8 protein-coding genes are annotated in these 19474 nt (G+C 68.8%); 5 read left to right on the plus strand and 3 right to left on the minus strand.

All coding sequences use genetic code 11. The annotated features are described in order from the left end of the window. Positions 1-17: 17 nt before the first annotated feature. From D7Y04_RS15240 to D7Y04_RS15250, 3 genes are all read right to left on the minus strand, one after another. The gene (locus D7Y04_RS15240) at positions 18-12101 is read right to left on the minus strand and encodes a non-ribosomal peptide synthetase (RefSeq protein ID WP_121759779.1); all 12084 of its coding nucleotides are present in this window, start codon (positions 12099-12101) and stop codon (positions 18-20) included. A gap of 195 nt (positions 12102-12296) precedes the next feature. After that, complete coding sequence (locus tag D7Y04_RS15245) at positions 12297-12839, minus strand: DUF3105 domain-containing protein (RefSeq protein WP_233601427.1); 543 nt, start codon at positions 12837-12839, stop codon at positions 12297-12299. A gap of 33 nt (positions 12840-12872) precedes the next feature. Further along, positions 12873-13973 carry a DHH family phosphoesterase gene (locus D7Y04_RS15250; protein ID WP_120597482.1) on the minus strand — a complete coding sequence of 367 codons (1101 nt, stop codon included), beginning with the start codon at positions 13971-13973 and terminating at the stop codon, positions 12873-12875. Between the two features lie 199 nt (positions 13974-14172). Here D7Y04_RS15250 and D7Y04_RS15255 point away from each other — a divergent pair, with 199 nt between their 5' ends. The 5 genes from D7Y04_RS15255 (at position 14173) to D7Y04_RS15275 (ending at position 19472) form a co-directional block, all read left to right on the plus strand. Further along, positions 14173-16032 carry a M2 family metallopeptidase gene (locus tag D7Y04_RS15255; RefSeq protein WP_120597483.1) on the plus strand — a complete coding sequence of 620 codons (1860 nt, stop codon included), beginning with the start codon at positions 14173-14175 and terminating at the stop codon, positions 16030-16032. Between the two features lie 134 nt (positions 16033-16166). Beyond that, positions 16167-16373, plus strand: coding sequence for a cold-shock protein (locus tag D7Y04_RS15260; RefSeq protein ID WP_120575411.1), 207 nt, complete (start codon positions 16167-16169; stop codon positions 16371-16373). 76 nt (positions 16374-16449) lie between these two features. Continuing rightward, positions 16450-18537, plus strand: coding sequence for a hypothetical protein (locus tag D7Y04_RS15265; RefSeq protein ID WP_121759780.1), 2088 nt, complete (start codon positions 16450-16452; stop codon positions 18535-18537). A gap of 42 nt (positions 18538-18579) precedes the next feature. Further along, the gene (locus D7Y04_RS15270; RefSeq protein ID WP_121759781.1) at positions 18580-19230 is read left to right on the plus strand and encodes a hypothetical protein; all 651 of its coding nucleotides are present in this window, start codon (positions 18580-18582) and stop codon (positions 19228-19230) included. After that, positions 19227-19472: a hypothetical protein gene (locus D7Y04_RS15275; RefSeq protein WP_121759782.1), complete on the plus strand. Its 246-nt coding sequence runs from the start codon at positions 19227-19229 to the stop codon at positions 19470-19472. The genes D7Y04_RS15270 and D7Y04_RS15275 overlap by 4 nt, the downstream gene beginning before the upstream one ends. The last annotated feature ends 2 nt before the right edge of the window (positions 19473-19474 follow it).

The raw sequence follows: 19474 nt of genomic DNA on the forward strand, positions 1-19474 counted from the left end.
CTTTGCTACCCGCGCCGCTACGCGACCGAGCTCCGGACCACGGCGTCCTCGATGCGTCGCAGGCACGCGGTCAGATGCCGCGCCAGGGTCTCGACGTGCGGCGGCTCGATCATCGTCTGGTGATTACCGGGCACGGGCAGCACCTCCAGCCCGTGCCGCACGAGCACCTGCCACGGCTGTTCCGGGTGCAGCGGGTGGGGCGGCACGTGGACCTGGGCCTTCAGGTATGTGGCCGCACCCTCGTACGGCACGGGCGCGTAGCTGAAGAGCGCGCGCATGTGGGCCTTCCACACGTCCAGGAAGATCTCCAGGTCGCGCAGCGAATACGAGTCCGGCACGGTCGCGCCTTCGCGTGCCTGGCGCAGCACCTCCTTCATCTGCTCGTGCGGAGGCATCGCGCGCAGACGCTGGGCAAGCGTCGGTGTGTCATCGCCGAACATGGCCGCGAGCAGCGCGGCGTCGTCCTCGAACTGCGTCGGCATCTGACCCGGGCCGGGCGTGTCGAGGAAGACGAGCAACTCCGGAGGAACGCCCAGTTGGAGCATGCGCTGGGCCATCTCGTAGACGATGGTGCCGCCCATGGAGAGGCCCACGAGGTAGTAGGGCCCCTGGGGCTGCCACTGGAGCATCAAGTTCAAGTGATGTGACGCGAGCGCCTCGATGCTGCTCAGTGGCGGGCACTCGCCATTCACGCCGGGGGCCTGGAAGCCGTACACCGTGCGGTCGGGGCCGAGCGCCCGCACGAGGTCCTGGTAGCAGAACACCGTGCCGCCCACCGGATGCATGCACCACAGCGGCGGAAGGTCCGAGCGTCCCTGCTGGAGCTGCACGATGCCTTCCGGGAGCGCGGGGCCTGCTTCGGCCACTGGTGCATCCGGCGTGAGCTTCGCCTGGATCCACTGGGCCATCGCCGCGACCGTCGGACTCTGGAAGAGGACCTGGAGCGGGACCTTGAACGGGAAGTGCTCCGACAGCTTGGACACGAGCTGCGCCGCGAGCAGCGAGTGACCGCCCAGGTCGAAGAAGCTCGCGGTGACGCTGATGACCGTGCGACCCAGGACCTCCGCCCAGATGTCCGCGATCTGTTGTTCCAGCGGCGTGCGAGGCATCACGCCGGCCTCCTCCGTGTCCGTGGTGTCGGAAGGACGGGGCAGGGCGCGGCGGTCCACCTTGCCGTTCGCGTTGAGCGGCAGAGCGTCCATCAGCACGAACGCAGAAGGGACCATGTGGCTGGGGAGCGAAGCCTGGACGTGAGAACGCAGGTCGCTGGCCGTCACCGTGTCGCGGAACGTGACGTAGGCGACCAGCCGCTTGTCACCGGGCGAATCCTCGCGCACGAGCACCAACACTTCGCGCACGGCCGGGTGCTGGCGCAGGACGGCTTCGATCTCACCGGGTTCAATGCGGAAGCCACGCACCTTGACCTGGTGGTCGCGGCGTCCCACGAAGTCGAGCGCACCGTCGTGGCTCTGACGGACGAGGTCTCCGGTGCGGTAGAGCCGGGCTCCTGGAGTAGAGGCGAAGGGGTGGGGCACGAAGGCAGTGGCGGTGAGGTCGGGCCGCTCCCAGTAGCCCCAGGCGAGGCCGTCACCGCCGACGAACAGCTCACCGATGATGCCCGGTGCCACCGGATGCAGGTGCGCGTCCAGCACGTAGGCCGTGCTGTTGGAGAGGGGCTTTCCAATGGGCACCGTGCCCGTGACGGACTCCGTGACGAGATGCCACGTGCTGAACGTGGTGTTCTCCGTGGGGCCGTAGACGTGCACCAGCCTGCGAGGCCCACCGTGTTCGCGCAGCCGGTTCACGCAAGCTGGGTCCGAGGCCTCGCCACCGAAGAGGAGCGTGGACAGGCCGTTGAAGGCCGTGGGCTCCATCCGGGCAACGTGGTTGAAGAGGGCCGTGGTGAGGAACAGTGCGGTGATGCGCTCGTCCCGCAGGCCCCGGGCCAGCGTGGCGGGATCGATGATGTCTTCCTTGGAGAACAGGACGAGCGTCGCGCCGTTGAGCAGCGCGCCCCACACCTCGAAGGTCGAGGCGTCGAAGGACACCGTCGCGGCCTGGGCCACGCGGTCGTCCGGACCGAAGGGGATGTAGTCCGGATCCATCACCAGCCGCATCACGGCCTGATGCGGAACGCAGACGCCCTTGGGCCGGCCCGTGGAACCGGATGTGTAGATGACGTACGCGGGCTCAAGGGGATGGAAGCGCGTCGCGTCGTAGGGCGAACCGGACTGTGCGGGGGCCTCCAACGCATCGATGCGGATGGGTCCCACGCTGTCTGAAGTGAACCGGATCGAGGATGCCGTGCCCGTGATGATCCGATGCACCTTCGCATCGGAGATCATGAGGGCCAGTCGATCCACCGGGTAGTCCGGATCCAACGGCACGTAGGCGCCACCCGCCTTGAGCACTGCGACCAGCGCCACGATGAGGTCGATGGATCGCGGCAGGCACACGCCCACGCGGGGCGCATCCGGCCCGATGCCCTGCGCCTTGAGTGTCCACGCGAGCTGATTGGCTCGGGCGTCAAGTTCCGCGTAGGTGAGCGCCTGGGCCCCGTGGCGCACAGCGATGGCCTCCGGGCGCGTGGCCACCTGGGCTTCGAAGGCCTGCACCAGGGAGCTGTCCCTCGGATAGGGCCGGCCCGTGTCGTTCCACGCCGTGAGGACCTGCTGGCGCTCCGCCGCGGAGAGCCACGGCAGGTCATGGATGGCCGCATCGGGCTGGTGCAGCGCGCCCTCAAGGATGCGACGGAAGTGGTCCGCCATCCGTTCGAGGGTGCGGGGCTCGAACAGCGAGGTCGCGTACTCGAACGTGCCGCTGAGGCCTTCCGGGGTTTCGGTCAGGGCCAGGGTGAGGTCGAACTTGGAGGTCGGGGTCTGGAACTCCAGCGCCTGGACCTGGAGGCCCGGGAGCTGGGGCGGCGTCCCGGGCGCGTTCTGCAAGGTGAACATCACCTGTACCAGCGGTCCGTGACTCAGGGCGCGTTCGACGTGCAGTTCCTCCACGAGCTTTTCGAACGGCAATTCCTGATGCGCGTACGCGCCCAGCGCCCGGTCCCGCACCTGCCGCACCACTTCGCGGAAGGAATCACCGTCGCGCAGGTGGGCGCGCAGCGGCAGCGTGTTGACGAAGAACCCGATGAGGCCTTCCACCTCCTCGCGGGTGCGGTTGGCGATGGGGGTGCCGACGATGAAATCCCTCTGCCCGCTGTAGCGCGACAGCAGCAACTGGAAGCCCGCCATCAACGTCATGAACAGAGTGGCTCCTTCCTGGCGGCCCAGGCCCGTCAGTGCGTCGAGCACGGTTCGCGGGAGGGTGAACTCGTGAGTGGAGCCCGCGAACTGCTGCACGGCCGGACGGGGATGGTCGGTGGGCAGCTCCAGGACGTGCGGCGCGTCCGCCAACTGCTGCTTCCAGAAGTCGAGCTGCCGCTGGAGCACCTCACCCTGGAGCCACTGGCGCTGCCACGCCGCGTAGTCCGCGTACTGCACGGGCAGGGCCGTCAGGTCCGAGGCCCGGCCCGCGTGCTGTGCTTCGTATTCGGCGGACAGCTCGCGGTAGAGAACACCCATCGACCAACCATCGGACACGATGTGATGCAGGTTGAGCAGCAGCACATGGTGTTCAGCGTCCTCGCGCACCAGGAGGGCGCGGAACAGCGGACCCTCCGCAAGGTCGAAGGGTGTCTCTGCGTCCTCGCGCAGCAGATCTTCCGTCTCAGCGCTGGAGGATGCTTCGACCCGGCGAAGGGACATGGGCATCCGGGGCAGGATTTGCTGCACGGGGACACCTTCACCCGGGAACACCGTGCGCAGGGATTCGTGCCGGTCCACCAGCATCTGGAGCGCATGCACCATCGCGTCCACGTGCAGCGTGCCTTCCAGCCGCAGCACCATGGGCATGTTGTACGCGGCCCGGTCCGAGTGGAACTGGTTGAGGAACCAGAGCCGCTCCTGCGCGAACGACAGGGGCGGCGGTCCCTCGCGCTGCCAGGTCCGGAGCGCGGGGCCGGACTGGGACGGGTCCTGCGTGCGGCCTTCCAGCGCGCGTGCCATGCCTTCGATGGTCGGGAACTCGAAGAGGGTCCGCACGGGGACGGGAATGCCCAGCGCCTGTGAAGTCCGGGAGACGATCTGCGTGGCCAGCAGCGAGTGCCCACCCAGGTCGAAGAAGTTCGCATTGATGGGAACGTGCGTGCGTTGGAGCACCGCGCACCAGATGGTGCTCAACGTCTGTTCCAGGGCAGTCAGGGCCCGTGTGACTGCCGTCGCCGGCGCCTCGCTGTCTGGCACTGGAAGTGCGCGGCGGTCCACCTTCCCATTGGGCGTCATGGGCAGCGCGTCCAGCAGCACGAACGCGGAGGGGACCATGTGACTGGGGAGCGAAGCCTGGACATGCGCGCGCAGGTCGCTGGCCGTCACCGCGTCGCGGAAGGTGACGTAGGCGACCAATCGCTTGTCACCGGGCGAGTCCTCACGCACGAGCACCAGCGCTTCGCGCGCGGCAGGGTGCTGGCGCAGGACGGCTTCGATTTCACCGGGCTCGATGCGGAAGCCGCGCACCTTGACCTGGTGGTCTCGGCGTCCCACGAAGTCGAACGCGCCGTCATGGCGTTGCCGCACGAGGTCTCCGGTGCTGTAGAGCCGGGCACCGGGCACGGAGGCGAAGGGGTGGGGGATGAAGGCGGTGGCGGTGAGATCAGCCCGCTCCCAATAGCCCCACGCGAGGCCGTCACCACCGACGAACAGTTCGCCCACGATGCCCGGCGCTACCGGGTGCAGGTGCGCGTCCAGCACGTAGGCCGTGCTGTTGGAGACCGGGCGCCCGATGGGCACCGTCACCGCATCGGGTTCGACGTGCGTGGGAGCGAACCACGTGCTGTACGCGGAGTTCTCCGTGGGCCCGTAGGCGTGAACGATGTGCTCTGGGGCGCTGTGGGAGAGGATGGCGCGGATGCAGGCCGGGTCCGCGGCTTCGCCACCGAAGAGGAGCCATCGCAGGCCCTTCAGCAGCGACGGGTCCGTGCGCGCGACGTGATGGAGGAGCGCCGTGGTCAGGAACAGGACCGTGATGCCTTCTTCGTGGACCCGCCTTGCGAGCACCGTGGGCTCGATGACCTCTTCCTTCGACAGGAGGACCAGCGTCGCGCCGTTGAGCAGTGCGCTCCACAGCTCGAACGTCGAGGCATCGAAGGCGACCGTGGACGTCTGGGCCACGCGATCCTCGGGACGCAGCTGGATGAAGTCCGGATCGAGGACCAGACGGGCAACGCCCCGGTGCGGAATGCACACGCCCTTGGGCCGGCCCGTGGAGCCGGACGTGTAGATGATGTGGGCCAGGTCATCCCCCGTGCACGCATCGGGAGGCGCATGGCGTGCCAGCCCCACCGGGAGCGCATCCAGCCGCAGGACTGTCCACGGCCCTTCGGGGACCTGACCCGCGAGCGCTGATTCGGTGACGACCGCGACGAGCCGCGCATCCGTGGCCATGAAGGCCAGGCGGTCCGCCGGGTAGTCCGGATCCAACGGTACGTAGGCGCCCCCCGCCTTGAGGATGGCGACCAGCGACACGACGAGGTCGATGGAGCGCGGCAGGCACACGCCGACACGCGGCGCATCCCGTCCGACGCCCTGGGCCTTGAGCGCCCACGCGATCTGATTGGCGCGAGCGTCCAGCTCCGAGTAGGTGAGCGCAGCCGAACCGTGACGCACGGCGATGGCATCCGGGCGCGCGGCCACCTGCGCGTGGAATGCACGCACGAGCGAGGCGTCGCGCGGGTAGGGCCGTGCGGTGTCGTTCCAGGCGACAAGAACCTGCTGCCGCTCGGCTTCGGACAGCCAGGGCAGGGCATGGATGGCCTCGTCGGGCTGATGCAGCACCCCTTCGAGCAGGCGGTGGAAGTGCCCCGCCATCCGCTCGATGGTGCGGGGCTCGAACAGCGCGCTCGCGTATTCGAGGACGCCCGAGAGTCCGTCGCCGGTCTCCTCCAGCATCAGGCTGAGGTCGAACTTGGACGTCTGAAGCGACAGCTCCAACGCCTGGACCTGGAGGCCCGGGAGCTGGGGCAACGTGCCAGGGGCGTTCTGCAGCGCGAACATCACCTGCACCAGCGGCCCGTGGCTCAAGGAGCGTTCGACGTGCAGGTCCTCGACGAGCTTTTCGAACGGCAATTCCTGATGCGCATACGCCCCCAGGGCCCGAGCCCGCACCTGACCCAGCACTTCACGGAACGACGCGCCGTCGCGCAGATGGGCCCGCAACGGCAGCGTGTTGACGAAGAAGCCGATGAGGCCCTCCAGTTCCTCTCGCGTGCGGTTGGCGATGGGGGTGCCGATGATGAAGTCCCGCTGTCCGCTGTAGCGCGACAGCAGCAACTGGAAGCCCGCCAGCAGCGTCATGTACAGCGTGGCCCCTTCCTCGCGGGCCAGGGCCTCCAGCGACTGACGAAGCGTGGAGGGCAGCGTGAAACGGAATGAGGCGCCGTCGAAGCGCTGCACCGCGGGGCGCGGACGGTCCACGGGCAGATCCAGGACATGCGGCGCGTCCGCGAGCTGCTGCTTCCAGAAATCGAGCTGTCCCTGGAGCACGTCACCCTGGAGCCACTGGCGCTGCCATGCCGCGTAGTCCGCGTACTGCACGGGCAGCGGTGACCGTCGTGGCGACTGGCCCTGGAGACGCGCGCGGTACTCGTCGGACAGCTCGCGGTAGAGCACGCCCAACGACCAGCCATCGGACACGATGTGATGCAGGTTGAGCACCAGCACCGAGCACGTGCCTTCGAACTGGAGCAGGAGCACCCGGAACAGAGGTCCCCGCGCGAGGTCGAAGGTCTGGTCCGCCTCCTGCCGCAGACGAGCCTGGACCCGCGAGTCCTCCGGTCCCGGCGCGTCGAGCCGCTGGACCTCCAGCGTCAGGACCGGCACCTCGGCGATGTGTTGCGTGGGGCGGTCGCCCTCCGGGAACGTGGTGCGAAGGGACTCGTGTCGCAGCACGAGCGCTTCCAGGCTGGCGCGCAGCACCTCGACGTCCAATGGGCCGTCCAGGCGCAGGGCCATGGGCATGTTGTAGACGCCGGGCACATCGTGCAGTTGCCCCAGGAACCAAAGCCGCTCCTGCGCGAAGGACAGTGGAAGCGGTTCGGAACCGCGAGGCGCCACGGGGATGTGCGAGTCCTCCCGGTGTCCTTGCGCGAGCAGGCCTTCCACGATCCGGACGAACGCCTCCAGACGCGGGGATTCAAAGAGCGCGCGCACGGAGAGCGGCACGCCCAGCGCCTCCCGCACACGGGACACCACCTGCGTGGCCAGCAGCGAGTGCCCGCCCAGGTCGAAGAAGTGCGAGTTCACGCCCACTTCGCGCCCGCCCAGCACGGCGGACCAGATGCTGGCGATCCGTGCTTCGAGCGGGGTCCGAGGCGCGATGAAGTCCTCGGTCGCTGACGCTCCGGGGACAGGCAGTGCGCGCCGGTCGATCTTCCCGTTGGGCGTGAGGGGCAACGACTCCATCACCACGAACGCGCCAGGCACCATGTGGCCCGGGAGCCGTGCCTGGAGGAACTCACGGAACACCGCGTCCGTGACGTCCGTGGCCGCGACGTAGGCCACGAGCCGGCGGTCGCCCGGCGTGTCCTCGCGCAGCAGCACGAGCGCCTCCCGCGCGGCGGGGTGCTGTCGCAGGGCCGCTTCCACTTCGCCCAATTCGATGCGGAAGCCGCGCAGCTTCACCTGATGGTCGCGGCGGCCCACGTACTCCAGGACGCCATCCACCCGCTGACGGACCAGGTCTCCGGTGCGGTAGAGCCGCGCGCCGGGCGTGTCGCTGAACGGATGGGGGATGAACTTCTCCGCGGTGAGGTCGGACCGCGCCCAGTACCCGAGCGCCAGTCCGTCGCCGCCCACGAACAGCTCGCCCACGACACCGGGAGGAACCAGCTGGAGCCGGGCATCGAGCACATACGCCGTGCTGTTGGCGAGCGGCCCCCCGATGGGCACGGATTCGACGCCCGCGTGCGGCACGCGGTGCCAGGTGCTGAAGGACGTGTTCTCCGTGGGGCCGTACCCGTTGATCAACGCCGTGGGTCCGCCGTGTGAGAGCACCGCGTTGACGCTGGCGACGTCCGCCGCCTCGCCGCCGAAGATCATCCAGGACAGGTGGCGGAAGGCCTCGGGCCGCGAGCGGGCCACGTGGTTGAACAACGCCGTGGCCAGCACCATGTGCGTGACGCGTTCCTCCTGGAGCCTGCGTGCCAGGACGTCCGGGTCGATGATCTCGTCCCGGGTGAACAGGACCAGCGTGGCCCCGTTGAGCAGCGCGCCCCAGACTTCCAGCGTGGACAAGTCGAACGCGATGGTCGTGGACTGCGCCATCCGGTCGCCGGGCCCCACCCGCACGTAGTCCGGATTGAGCACCAGCCGCACCACGCCCTGATGCGGGATGCACACGCCCTTGGGCCGGCCCGTGGAGCCGGACGTGTAGATGATGTGCGCCAGATCCACCGGCATCACGGCCTCGGCCGCCGGTGCTTCCGCGGCATCCCAGGGAACATCCAGGCACACGGGCGCCCACGAACCGGGAGGCAGTCCGGACGCCAGCGCCTCGTGTGTGACGATGGCGACCAGCCGAGCATCGGTGGCCATGAAGGCGAGCCGTTCGGAAGGATGCTCCGGATCCAGCGGGACGTAGGCGCCGCCTGCCTTGAGGATGGCCAGGAGCGATACGATGAGGTCGATGGAGCGTAGCAGGCACACGCCCACCTGTGGCGTGCGCCGTCCCACCCCGAGCGTCCGCAGCCGCCGGGCCAGTTGCTCCGCGCGCGCGTCCAGCTCCGCGTACGTGAGCGTCACGGCCCCGTGGCTCACGGCGACAGCGTCGGGCCGCCGCGCGACCTGGAGCGCGAAGGCGTCCACGATGGACAGCTCCGAAGGGTAGGGGCGTGCCGACGCGTTCCAGTCGTGGAGAACCCGCCGCTGCTCCAGCTCCGTCATGAAGACGGCATCCCCGGTTGCACGGTCCGGCGCTTCGACGAAGCAATGCAGCACCTGGAGGTAGTGCTCCGTCAGCCGCTCGATGGTGGCCGCATCGAACAGCGCAGTGGCGTACTCGAGCGTGCCGACGAGCCCGTCGCCGGACTCCTCCAGCGCGAGGAACAGATCGAACTTCGACGTGCGCGTGTCCAGCGTCAGCGGGGTGACGGTGACGTCCGGGAATTCGAGCCGCGACGTGGGCGCGTTCTGGAGCGCGAACAGCACCTGGATGAGGGGCGTCCGACTCGCCTCGCGTTCGACCTGGAGCGCTTCGACCAGCTTCTCGAAGGGCAGCTGTTGATGGGCATACGCCCCCAACGCGCGGTCACGCACCTGCGCGAGGACCTGGAGGAACGAAGGCTCACCCTCGAAGCGGGCACGGATGGGCAGCGTGTTGACGAAGAAGCCGATGAGCCCCTCCAGCTCCTTCCGCGTGCGGTTCGCGATGGGCGTGCCCACCACGAAGTCCCGCTGCCCGCTGTAGCGCGACAGCAACACCTGGAACCCGGTGAGCAGGGCCATGAACAACGTGGCTCCCTCACGGCGGGCCAGCGTCTCCAGTGCACGGTGGAGCCGGACAGGCACCGTGAAGCGATGGATGTCGCCCGCGAACCCCTGCACCGCGGGGCGCGGCCGGTCGGTCGGCAGCTCCAGCACATGGGGCACGTCCGCGAGCTGACGCTCCCAGAAGCCCAGCTCCCGCTGGAGCACATCGCCCTGGAGCCATTGGCGCTGCCACGCCGCGTAGTCGGGATACTGGAGGGGCAGGGGCTCCAGGTCCCGAGCTCGGTACGCCGCGGACAGTTCCTGATACAGCATGCCGAAGGACCAGCCGTCGGAGACGATGTGGTGCAGGTTGAGCACCAGCACGTGCCGCCGCTCCGCTTCACGGATGAGCAACGCACGGAACAACGGGCCTCGGGCCAGATCGAACGGTCGTTCCGCTTCTCGCTGCATGCACGCGAGCGTCGCTTCCTCCGAACCGGTCTCCGCGCGCTCCAGCGTCACGGGCAGGTGCGCGGTGACGTGCTGGAGGGCGGCGCCTTCACCCGGGAAGGTGGTGCGCAGGGATTCATGCCGGTCCACCACGGCCTGGATCGCCTGCTCCAACGCGACCGTGTCCAGCGGTCCGTCCAATCGGAACGCGAACGGCAGCGAATACAGCGCGGAGCCCGGCATCCACTGGTCGAGGAACCACAGCCGCTGCTGCGCGAACGACAGCTGTTCCCGCGCGGCACCCGTGCATGGCGTGATGGCGGCTTCGGCGTGCTCCGGCACCGGCGCTGCCGCCTCCAGCGTGGCGGCGAAGTCCCGGAGGACGGGATGGGCGAACAGCGAGCGGAGCGTGACGGGACGCTGGAGTACGTCGCACAGCCGGCCAATGGCCTGCGTGGCGAGGAGGGATTGCCCACCCAATTCGAAGAAGTTCGCCGTGGCGCTGACCGTGTCCACGCGCAGCACGTCCGCCCAGACGCGGGCGACGGTCTGTTCCAGCGCGGTCTCCGGCGCGACGAAGTCCTCTCCGGCCCCGGGGCAATCGCGTGGATCCGGCAGGGCCTTGCGCTCCACCTTTCCGTTGGTCGCGAGCGGCATCGCGTCCAGGACGACGATGGCCGAAGGCACCATGTGCGCGGGCAGGTGGCCCTTCAGGTGGGACCGCAGCACCTGCGCCGTCAGCGGCTCGGAAGCCGTCACGTACGCCACGAGCCGCCGGTCTCCCGGCGCGTCCTCGCGCACCATCACCACGGCCTCCTGCACGGAGGCGTGCAGGCGCAGCGCCGCTTCGATTTCTCCGGGCTCGATGCGGAAGCCCCGCACCTTGACCTGTTGGTCGCCGCGTCCGACGAAGTCCACCGCGCCGTCCTCGAGCCGCCGCACGAGGTCCCCCGTGCGGTACATGCGCGCGCCGGGTTCAGTGCTGAAGGGATCCGGCAGGAATCGTTCGGCGGTGAGGTCCGGTCGCTCCCAGTAGCCCCACGCGACGCCGCTGCCTCCCGTGTACAGCTCACCCACGGCGCCCGTGGGCAGCTCACGGCCCTCCGGGTCCAGCACGTACATCCGTGTGCCGGAGATGGCATGGCCAATGGGCGCGGGCTCGGAGCCGAGCGGCGCGCACAGAAGCTGGCAGCTCGTGAACGTCGTGTTCTCCGTGGGGCCGTAGCAGTTGAAGATGCGCGTGCGCGGCAGGGCCTCCAGCGCCCGGCGCGCATGGGGCAGCGACATCACCTCACCCCCCGTGTAGAGCTGACGCAGCGTCTCCGTGCCCGGCAGGCCCCGGTCCACCAGCGTGTTGAACAGGCCGGTGGTGAGGAACGCCGTCGTCACGCGCTCCGCGCGCAGGAAGTCCCCCAGCTCGTCCAGCGCGGAGGCCCCGGGCGAGAACACCGCCAGGCGTCCTCCGTTGAGCAGCGCGCCCCAGAGCTCGAAGGTGGACGCGTCGAAGGCCACTGGCGACAACTGCAACAGCACCTCATCCGGGCCCAGGTGCACGTAGTCCGGGTTGATCACCATCCGCAGCACGCCCCGGTGGGGCACGCACACGCCCTTGGGACGGCCCGTGGATCCGGACGTGAAGACGACGTAGGCCAGGTCGTCCTCCACGATGTCGCGCGCGATGGGCCCGTCGCTGAAGTCCGCCAACGCATCCGCGTCCGTGTCTAGGCGGAGCGTGTGCCAGTCGCCCGAAGGCAGGTGCGACTCCATCCCGGAATGCGTGACGATGATCCGCACGCGCGAGTCCGTGGCCATGAAGGCCAGCCGCTCCGAGGGGTACTCCGGATCCAGCGGGACGTAGGCACCGCCCGCCTTGAGGATGCCGACCAGCGTGACGACGAGGTCCGCTGAACGTGGCAAGCACACGCCCACCTGCGGCCGTTCGCGGCCCACGCCTTGTGACTTCAACCAGCCCGCGAGCCGGTTTGCCCGCGCATCCAGCTCCGCGTAGGTGAGCTGCTGTCCATCACAGCGGACGGCGATGGCCTGGGGACGGAGCACGGCCTGGGCCTCGAAGGCCTCAGCGATGTTCCGAAGAGCCAGACCCCGGGGGGAGACGGGGGCGTCGACGGTGTCGGTCATGTCGACGCGCCACCCCCGACAAAGGGGGTGGTGAACTCAGGACCGCCCGGGGGAACGCAGGCGGGTCAAACAGGGGCGGCGCGTGTCTCGGATTAAGAGACCCTGAGGCAGTGCACGCAAAAAATTGGCGACACGTGACACCCTGACGCGGTGCTCTCACTTGTGTCTGCCATTTATTCCGTGATCACTGTCATTTCACGGAGGGCAGACCAATCCGGGTTCATTGGCGTCCACATCCTGAAGCGCGAGCAGACACGTGAGCGCGTCTGGATCCACGGAGTCCATCAGGTACGTGCGGCGCCACAGCAGCGCGGCGAAACGCTTGGGCAGTTGTGAGTCCGGCGCGACGAGCGCGCGGCGCACGCCGTTGCTGCCCACTGCGGCCTGTGCCTGCGCGGCCTCCAGCTTCGCGACCTCGTCAGGGCAGCCCTCCGGGCAGTTGTAGAGGAACACCGCGTGGCCGTGCTCCAGGTTGTGGATCCACGAACAGCGCGGCTGTTCTGTGTCGAAGCTGCGGCACGACAGCCACGTGGGGCAGTGCAGGCCGGAGTTGGGCGGGTTCTCACCGTTGCCGCACCCCGTGCTGCTGCACGAACTCACGTGATTGGCCGGCGACGTGTCGGACAGCGGGAACGAATATCGTTCGCAGGCTTCGCCACCGGGGTTGGGCGGATCATCGTTCGTTGAACCGCAGGCGAGGCACAGCGAGAAGAGGAGGGCGGAGAGGGCGCGAGGCATTCACGCCGTCATATCGCAACGGCACGAAGCGCCTCAGCCCGGTGCCACACCACGCCGCTCCACGTCCCGGTCGCTCAGCCCGCGGAAGCCCAAGGCATCCATCAGGCGCAGGAAGTCCGCCGGTGGCAGGCTGCCTCCGGTGGCCCGCGAATGGCCGTGCGCGAACGAGCCTCCCATCGGCGGCAGGTCCAGGCCTCGCAGCAGCGCGAGCAGGTCCACCGGCGCGCGGCTTCGCAGCACGAAGTTCACGCGGCCGGGCAGGTAGCCCGTGTTCGCGGCGACGACGATGTGGTCCGGCAACAGATGTACCCAGCGCATGGCCACCAGCGGGTGCACCTGCGCCTCGGAGCTGAAGAGCAGGAGCGCCAGGTTGCCCGCGAAGCGCGGCGGCGTCTTCGCGCACCGGGCCACCTCGCGTTGCACCTCCAGGCGGCAGTCGCGCAGCGCATCCACGCCGGGGACGCGCCCCTCCGAGATGTCCGTCGCGTTGCCCGCGCGCAAGAGCACCTGCATCGCCAGCGGCGCCGCGATCCGGCTGGATCGCCGGGCCGCGTTGAGCAGCGCCACCGCCTCCGTGATGGACGAACGCTTCGCCCGCCGCAGCGCGTCCTTGAGGAATGGCATCGGCGCGTCCACGCCCAGGTCCGCCACCGTCCCCAGCACCGCCAGCCACTCCAGCGGGCCGGGCACGACGAACGACGACGTGAGCACGTACGTGAGCAGGCTCGTGTTCGCCACGGGCGCATGGCCGTAGGCGGTGAGCACCTGCGCGCCGGGTGGAAACGCCTCCGACGCGTGATGGTCCACCACCAGTGTGGGCACCCCGGGAAGCAGCGGCTCCGCGCGGCTGCCCATGTCCAGCACCACCAGCGCCTCCGTGGAGGAGGCTCCCAGCCGCTCCAGGAATCCCGGATGGTGGACGTCCTCTCCCTTGCCAGGCAGGCGCGCTGTCGGCCGGGCGCCCAGGGACTGAAGCGCGCGGAGCATCAGCACTCCGGAGGTAAGCCCATCTACATCCGTGTGCGGGGCCACGAGCACATGCTTGTCCCGGCACGCTTCCAGGAACTCGCGCGCCTGGTCCATCGCCGCCTCTGGCGCCGGCCAGTGCGCGTCTTTCGTGTGTCCCAGAAGCATGAATCAAAGCTGTCACTGCCTGTAGCGGCACGGCAGGGCGCGCCCGTCGTGGCTGGTTGCCCTCCGGACGGCCCCCCGGGTCCAGTCATGCGGCGCGTACGTGATGACCGGGCGCGGCATCCACCCGCGATGTCAGCGCTCGCGGACGGCCTGACTTCGCGGGTGCGAGGGCAGGGCACTTCCCATAGTGTCCGCGCCCATGACCCGCACTCCCCAGTCCTTGATGCGCGCGGCCCTGGCCGCCCTGTCGCTCGCGGCGCCCGCCGCCAGCGCGCAGACGACGCCTGCTCCGGCCGCGAAGGCCACGCCCGCTCCGGCCGCGAAGGCCACGCCCGCGGAGGCGAAGCAGTTCGCCGAAAAGCTCAACGCGGACCTGAAGCAGCTCTGGACCCGGCAGGCCACCGCCGAGTGGATCAAGAGCACGTACATCACTGACGACACGGAGCGGAACGCCGCCTCCGTCAACGAAGAGGTGATGGCCTACGTCAACAACGCCATCAAGGACTCGCGCCGCTTCGACGGGCTGAAGCTGGACGCGGACACCGCGCGCATGCTGCACCTGCTGCGCGTGTCCCAGACGCTGCCCGCCCCGGCCAACGCCACGCAGCGCTCGGAGCTGGCCTCCACCGCCGCGAAGCTGGAGGGCCTCTACGGCAAGGGCAAGTACTGCGGCAAGGACGGCAAGGGGAAGTGCCGTGACCTGGAGGAGCTGTCCGACGTCATGGCGGAGAGCCGCAACGCGGACGCGCTGCTGGATGCGTGGACCGGCTGGCACGCCATCAGCCGCCCCATGCGCCCGCTCTACACGCAGATGGTGAACCTCTCCAACGCGGGCGCGAAGGACATCGGGTTCAACGACCTGGGCACGCTGTGGCGGTCGTCCTACGACATGACCCCCGCGGAGTTCGAGAAGGAGGCGCAGCGGCTCTGGGGCCAGGTCAAGCCCATGTACGACGAGCTGCACTGCTACGTGCGCGGCCGGCTCGCGAAGCAGTACGGCGAGGCCGCGGTGCCCGCCGGCAAGCCCATCCCCGCGCACCTGCTGGGCAACATGTGGGCGCAGGAGTGGAACAACATCTACCCGCTGGTGGAGCCGTTCCCCGGTCAGGCCAGCCTGGACGTGGACAGCGCCCTGGTGAAGCAGGGCTACGACGCGGAGAAGATGGTCAAGCTGGGTGAGAAGTTCTTCACCTCGCTGGGCCTCAAGCCGCTGCCGCAGACCTTCTGGGAGCGCTCGCAGTTCACCAAGCCGAAGGACCGCGACGTCGTCTGCCACGCGTCCGCCTGGGACGTGACGTACGACAACGACCTGCGCATCAAGATGTGCATCAAGCCCACCGAGGAGGACCTGGTCACCATCCACCACGAGCTGGGCCACGACTACTACTACACGTACTACTACAAGCTCCCCGTCCTCTTTCAGGCCGGCGCCAATGACGGCTTCCACGAGGCCATTGGCGACGCGCTCACGCTCTCCATCACCCCGGCCTACCTCCAGCAGGCGGGTCTGCTCAACGCGGTGGAGAAGAACGACAAGAACGTCATCAACCTCCAGCTGAAGGACGCGCTGGAGAAGGTGGCCTTCCTGCCCTTCGGCCTGCTGGTGGATCAGTGGCGCTGGGACGTGTTCAGCGGGAAGGTGAAGCCGGCGGACTACAACAAGAGCTGGTGGGCGATGCGCACGAAGTACCAGGGCATCGCCGCGCCGGTGGCCCGCACGGAGCAGGACTTCGACGCGGGCGCCAAGTACCACGTGCCCGCCAACGTGCCGTACACGCGCTACTTCCTCGCGCGGATCCTCCAGTTCCAGTTCCACAAGGCGCTGTGCGAGGCGGCCGGCATCAAGGGCCCCCTCAACGAGTGCTCCATCTACGGCAACAAGGCCGCGGGCGCGCGCCTGCAGGCCATGCTGGAGCTGGGCGCGAGCAAGCCGTGGCCGGATGCGTTGTCCGCCATGACGGGCACCCGCCAGATGGATGCCACGCCGATGCTGGAGTACTTCGCCCCGCTGCGTCGTTGGCTCCAGGAGCAGAACAAGGGCCAGAAGTGCGGGTGGTGACGTTTGCCTGGTGATGTTTCCAGGGAGTGGACTTCGCCTGGGACGGGCGCTTAGGCTAGCGCCCGTCTTGTAGGGTCGAACTCTGTAGGACCGGACGGCGACTCTTCCTGTCCGCGATGAAAGAAGAACAGCAAATGGCGACTGGTACCGTGAAGTGGTTCAACGACGCGAAGGGCTTCGGCTTCATCACGCAGGACGGCGGGGGCGAAGACGTGTTCTGCCACCACACCGCCATCAACATGGACGGCTTCCGCACCCTGGCCGAGGGCCAGAAGGTGGAGTTCGAAGTCACCAAGGGCCCCAAGGGCCTGCAGGCGCAGAACGTCCGCGCCGCCGCCTGAGCCTGACCGTTTCCTGATTCACCCAAGAAGGTCCGACTCTCACCGGGTCGGGCCTTCTGTATTTTCCGGAGCCCGCATGTCCGCCCCCACGTTCCGCCTGCGCATCCTCCCCCTCGTCGCCGCCCTCGGGTGCGCCACGTCCTCCACCTCCACGGCCCCCACGCCGCCGGCCACCACCACCGCGTCGGCGCCGGTGTCGAAGGCGTCGCTGGCCGCGCTCAAGCAGGAGCTGGTGAAGCAGCACGGCGAGGCGCAGCGCGCCCGCATCGAGCGGGGCGTGGATCAGGTGGCCGCGCTGTGGCGCCCGGAGGATGGGGACCTGGCGGCCTTCGCGCGCGAGCAGTTACTGCCCACGGGCCCCCAGCTGGACGCGACGTTCACGCGCTTCGAAGGGTTGTTCGAACAGTTCGACGGCCACATGAACGAGCTGGGCCGCGAGCTCCAGTGGTTCACGGACCTGGACCTGGGGCCGCTGTTGCCGGTGGAGCCGCTGCTCGCGGCGTATGACCCTTCCTCCAACGTCACGTCGGACCTGTTCCAGGCGAAGCCGGGCTTCGTCGCGCTGCTCAACTTCCCGCTCACCACGCTGGCCGAGCGCGTGAAGGAGGGCCCGTCGTGGACGCGGCGCCAGTGGGCGGAGGCGAAGCTCGCCTCGCGCTTCAACCGGCGAGTGCCCGCGGCGGTGGAGCAGAAGGTGTCGCAGGCCATCGCGGACGCGAACCTCTACATCGCCGAGTACAACGTCTGGATGCACCACCTGGTGGACGCGAAGGGCCAGCGGCTCTTCCCCCAGGGGCTGCGCCTCATCAGCCACTGGAACCTGCGCGACGAGCTGAAGGCGGACTACACGGATCCGCAGGGTCTGGCGAAGCAGCGGATGATCGTCCAGGTGATGGAGCGCATCGTCACGCAGACCATCCCCGCCGCCGTCATCGACAACCCGCGCGTGGACTGGGATCCGTTCACCAACAAGGTCACGGTGGCTCCGCCGGAGTCGGTGGAGGAGAACGCGCCCCAGCGCGCAGTGAAGGCGGATGCCGCGCCGGAACCGGACGTGCGCTACGCGCGGCTGCTCGCCACGTTCAATGCATCGCGGAAGGTGGATCCGTACTCGCCGGTGGCGCCCACGCGCATCGCCCGCGCCTTCGAACTGGACCGGGGCCTGCCGGAGGAGCGCGTGCACGCGCTGCTCACCCAGCTGCTGGAGTCACCGCTGGTGCCGCGAGTGGCGAAGCTGATTGAGACGCGCCTGGGCCGCCCGCTGGAGCCGCAGGACCTGTGGTACCCCGGCTTCCGTCCGGGCTCGAAGGTGCCGGAGGCGCAGCTGGACGCACTGACGCGCAAGCGCTACCCCACGGCGGACGCCTTCGCGCGCGACATCCCGCGCATCCTCCAGGGGCTGGGCTTCACGCGAGAGAAGGCGGACGTGCTCGCGTCATACATCCGCGTGGACGCGTCCCGAGGCGCGGGCCATGCCCAGCAGGCGCTGCGCCGGGGCGACTTCCCCCGACTGCGCACGCGCGTGGAGAAGGGGGGCATGGACTACAAGGGCTACAACATCGCGGTGCACGAGCTGGGGCACAACGTGGAGCAGGTCTTCAGCCTGTACCAGGTGGACCACACGCTCCTGTCTGGCGTCCCCAACAACGCCTTCACGGAGGCGCTGGCCTTCGTCTTCCAGGCGCGCGACCTGGAGTTGCTTGGGCTGGGCCAGCCGGACGCGGCCAGCGAGCGCGAGCGGGTGCTCAACGACTTCTGGCAGGCGTGGGAGATCGCCGGCGTGGCGCTGGTGGACATGGCCACGTGGCACTGGATGTACGAACATCCGGACGCCACGCCCGCGCAACTGCGCGACGCGGTGGCCGGCCTGTCGCGCGACGTGTGGAACCGCTACTACGCGCCGGTGCTGGGGCGGAAGGACAGCCCGGTGCTGGGCATCTACAGCCACATGATCAGCTACCCGCTGTATCTGCCGGACTACCCGCTCGGGCACCTCATCGCCTTCCAGATTGAGGAGCACCTGAAGCAGCATGGCCCGCTGGGCGCGGAGTTCGAGCGCATGGCCACCTTCGGCTCCGTCACCCCGGACGAATGGATGCGCCACGCCACCGGTGCGCCCGTCAGCGCGGACGCTTTGTTGCGCGCCACTGAAGCCGCACTGTGATAGTTCGGCCATTCCCCATTTCTCTCTTCTGGAGGATTGACCTTGAATTTCATCTCTCGTGCGCTGGTGCTGGGCTCCCTGTCGGCGATGGTGGGCTGTGTAACGACGAAGGGCGGCACGAAGACGCCGGACACGAACGAGCCGACCCCCGCGACCACGTCGCTGGTGGACTTCTGTGACGACGCGCAGAAGGCCATCTCCAAGGAGGCGGACACGATGGCCAGCCCCTACGGGATTGATCAGCACATCGCCAAGAACTTCCCGGACCGCAAGGTGTCGTGGCTGATGACGGACAGCGCGTACCAGAAGTTCGTGGTGCAGACGGGCGCGAAGAACTTCGGCCGCTGCAACGACACGGCCTGCTACCTGTTCGCGGCGCCGTCGGCGTCCATCCACGGCGCGGTGGAGAAGGCGAAGACGGCGGACGGCAAGCATGACCCGGCGGTGCTGGGCCAGGCGCTGGGCCTGCCGGCGAAGAACTTCGAAGGCCCGCTGCGGATGATGACGCTGGACCTGGGCGCGCAGAAGGTCTGCACGCGCCTGCCGGTGGACGCGGATCCGGGCGTGTGGAAGTGCCAGACGCCGGAGGACACCGACTGCTTCAAGTTCGGCGGCTACACGTCCGGCGGAGCGCCGGAGGTGATGGTCATCAACGCGCCGGTGGCCGACACGCAGGTGGCGGAGATTCCGTGAGCGACGAGGAGGTTCTCCTCCAGAGCCCCCTCCTGTACCGCGTGCTGCGCGGGCGGGACGGGGCGCTGTCCATCGAGGTCGTGGTGGGCGGCATCATGCAGTTCGAGGTGCGCGTGCACCTGAACGCGGAGGAGACGGAGTCCTTCCAGAAGGAGGGACGCGCCTTCGCGGACCGGATGGCCCAGGCCATCATGGCCAACCCGCCCTTCGGCGGCCGGTCCGTGAAAGTGCCCGCGCAGTGACG

The organism is Corallococcus sp. AB038B, from assembly GCF_003668955.1.
Classification (GTDB): Bacteria; Myxococcota; Myxococcia; order Myxococcales; family Myxococcaceae; genus Corallococcus; species Corallococcus exiguus.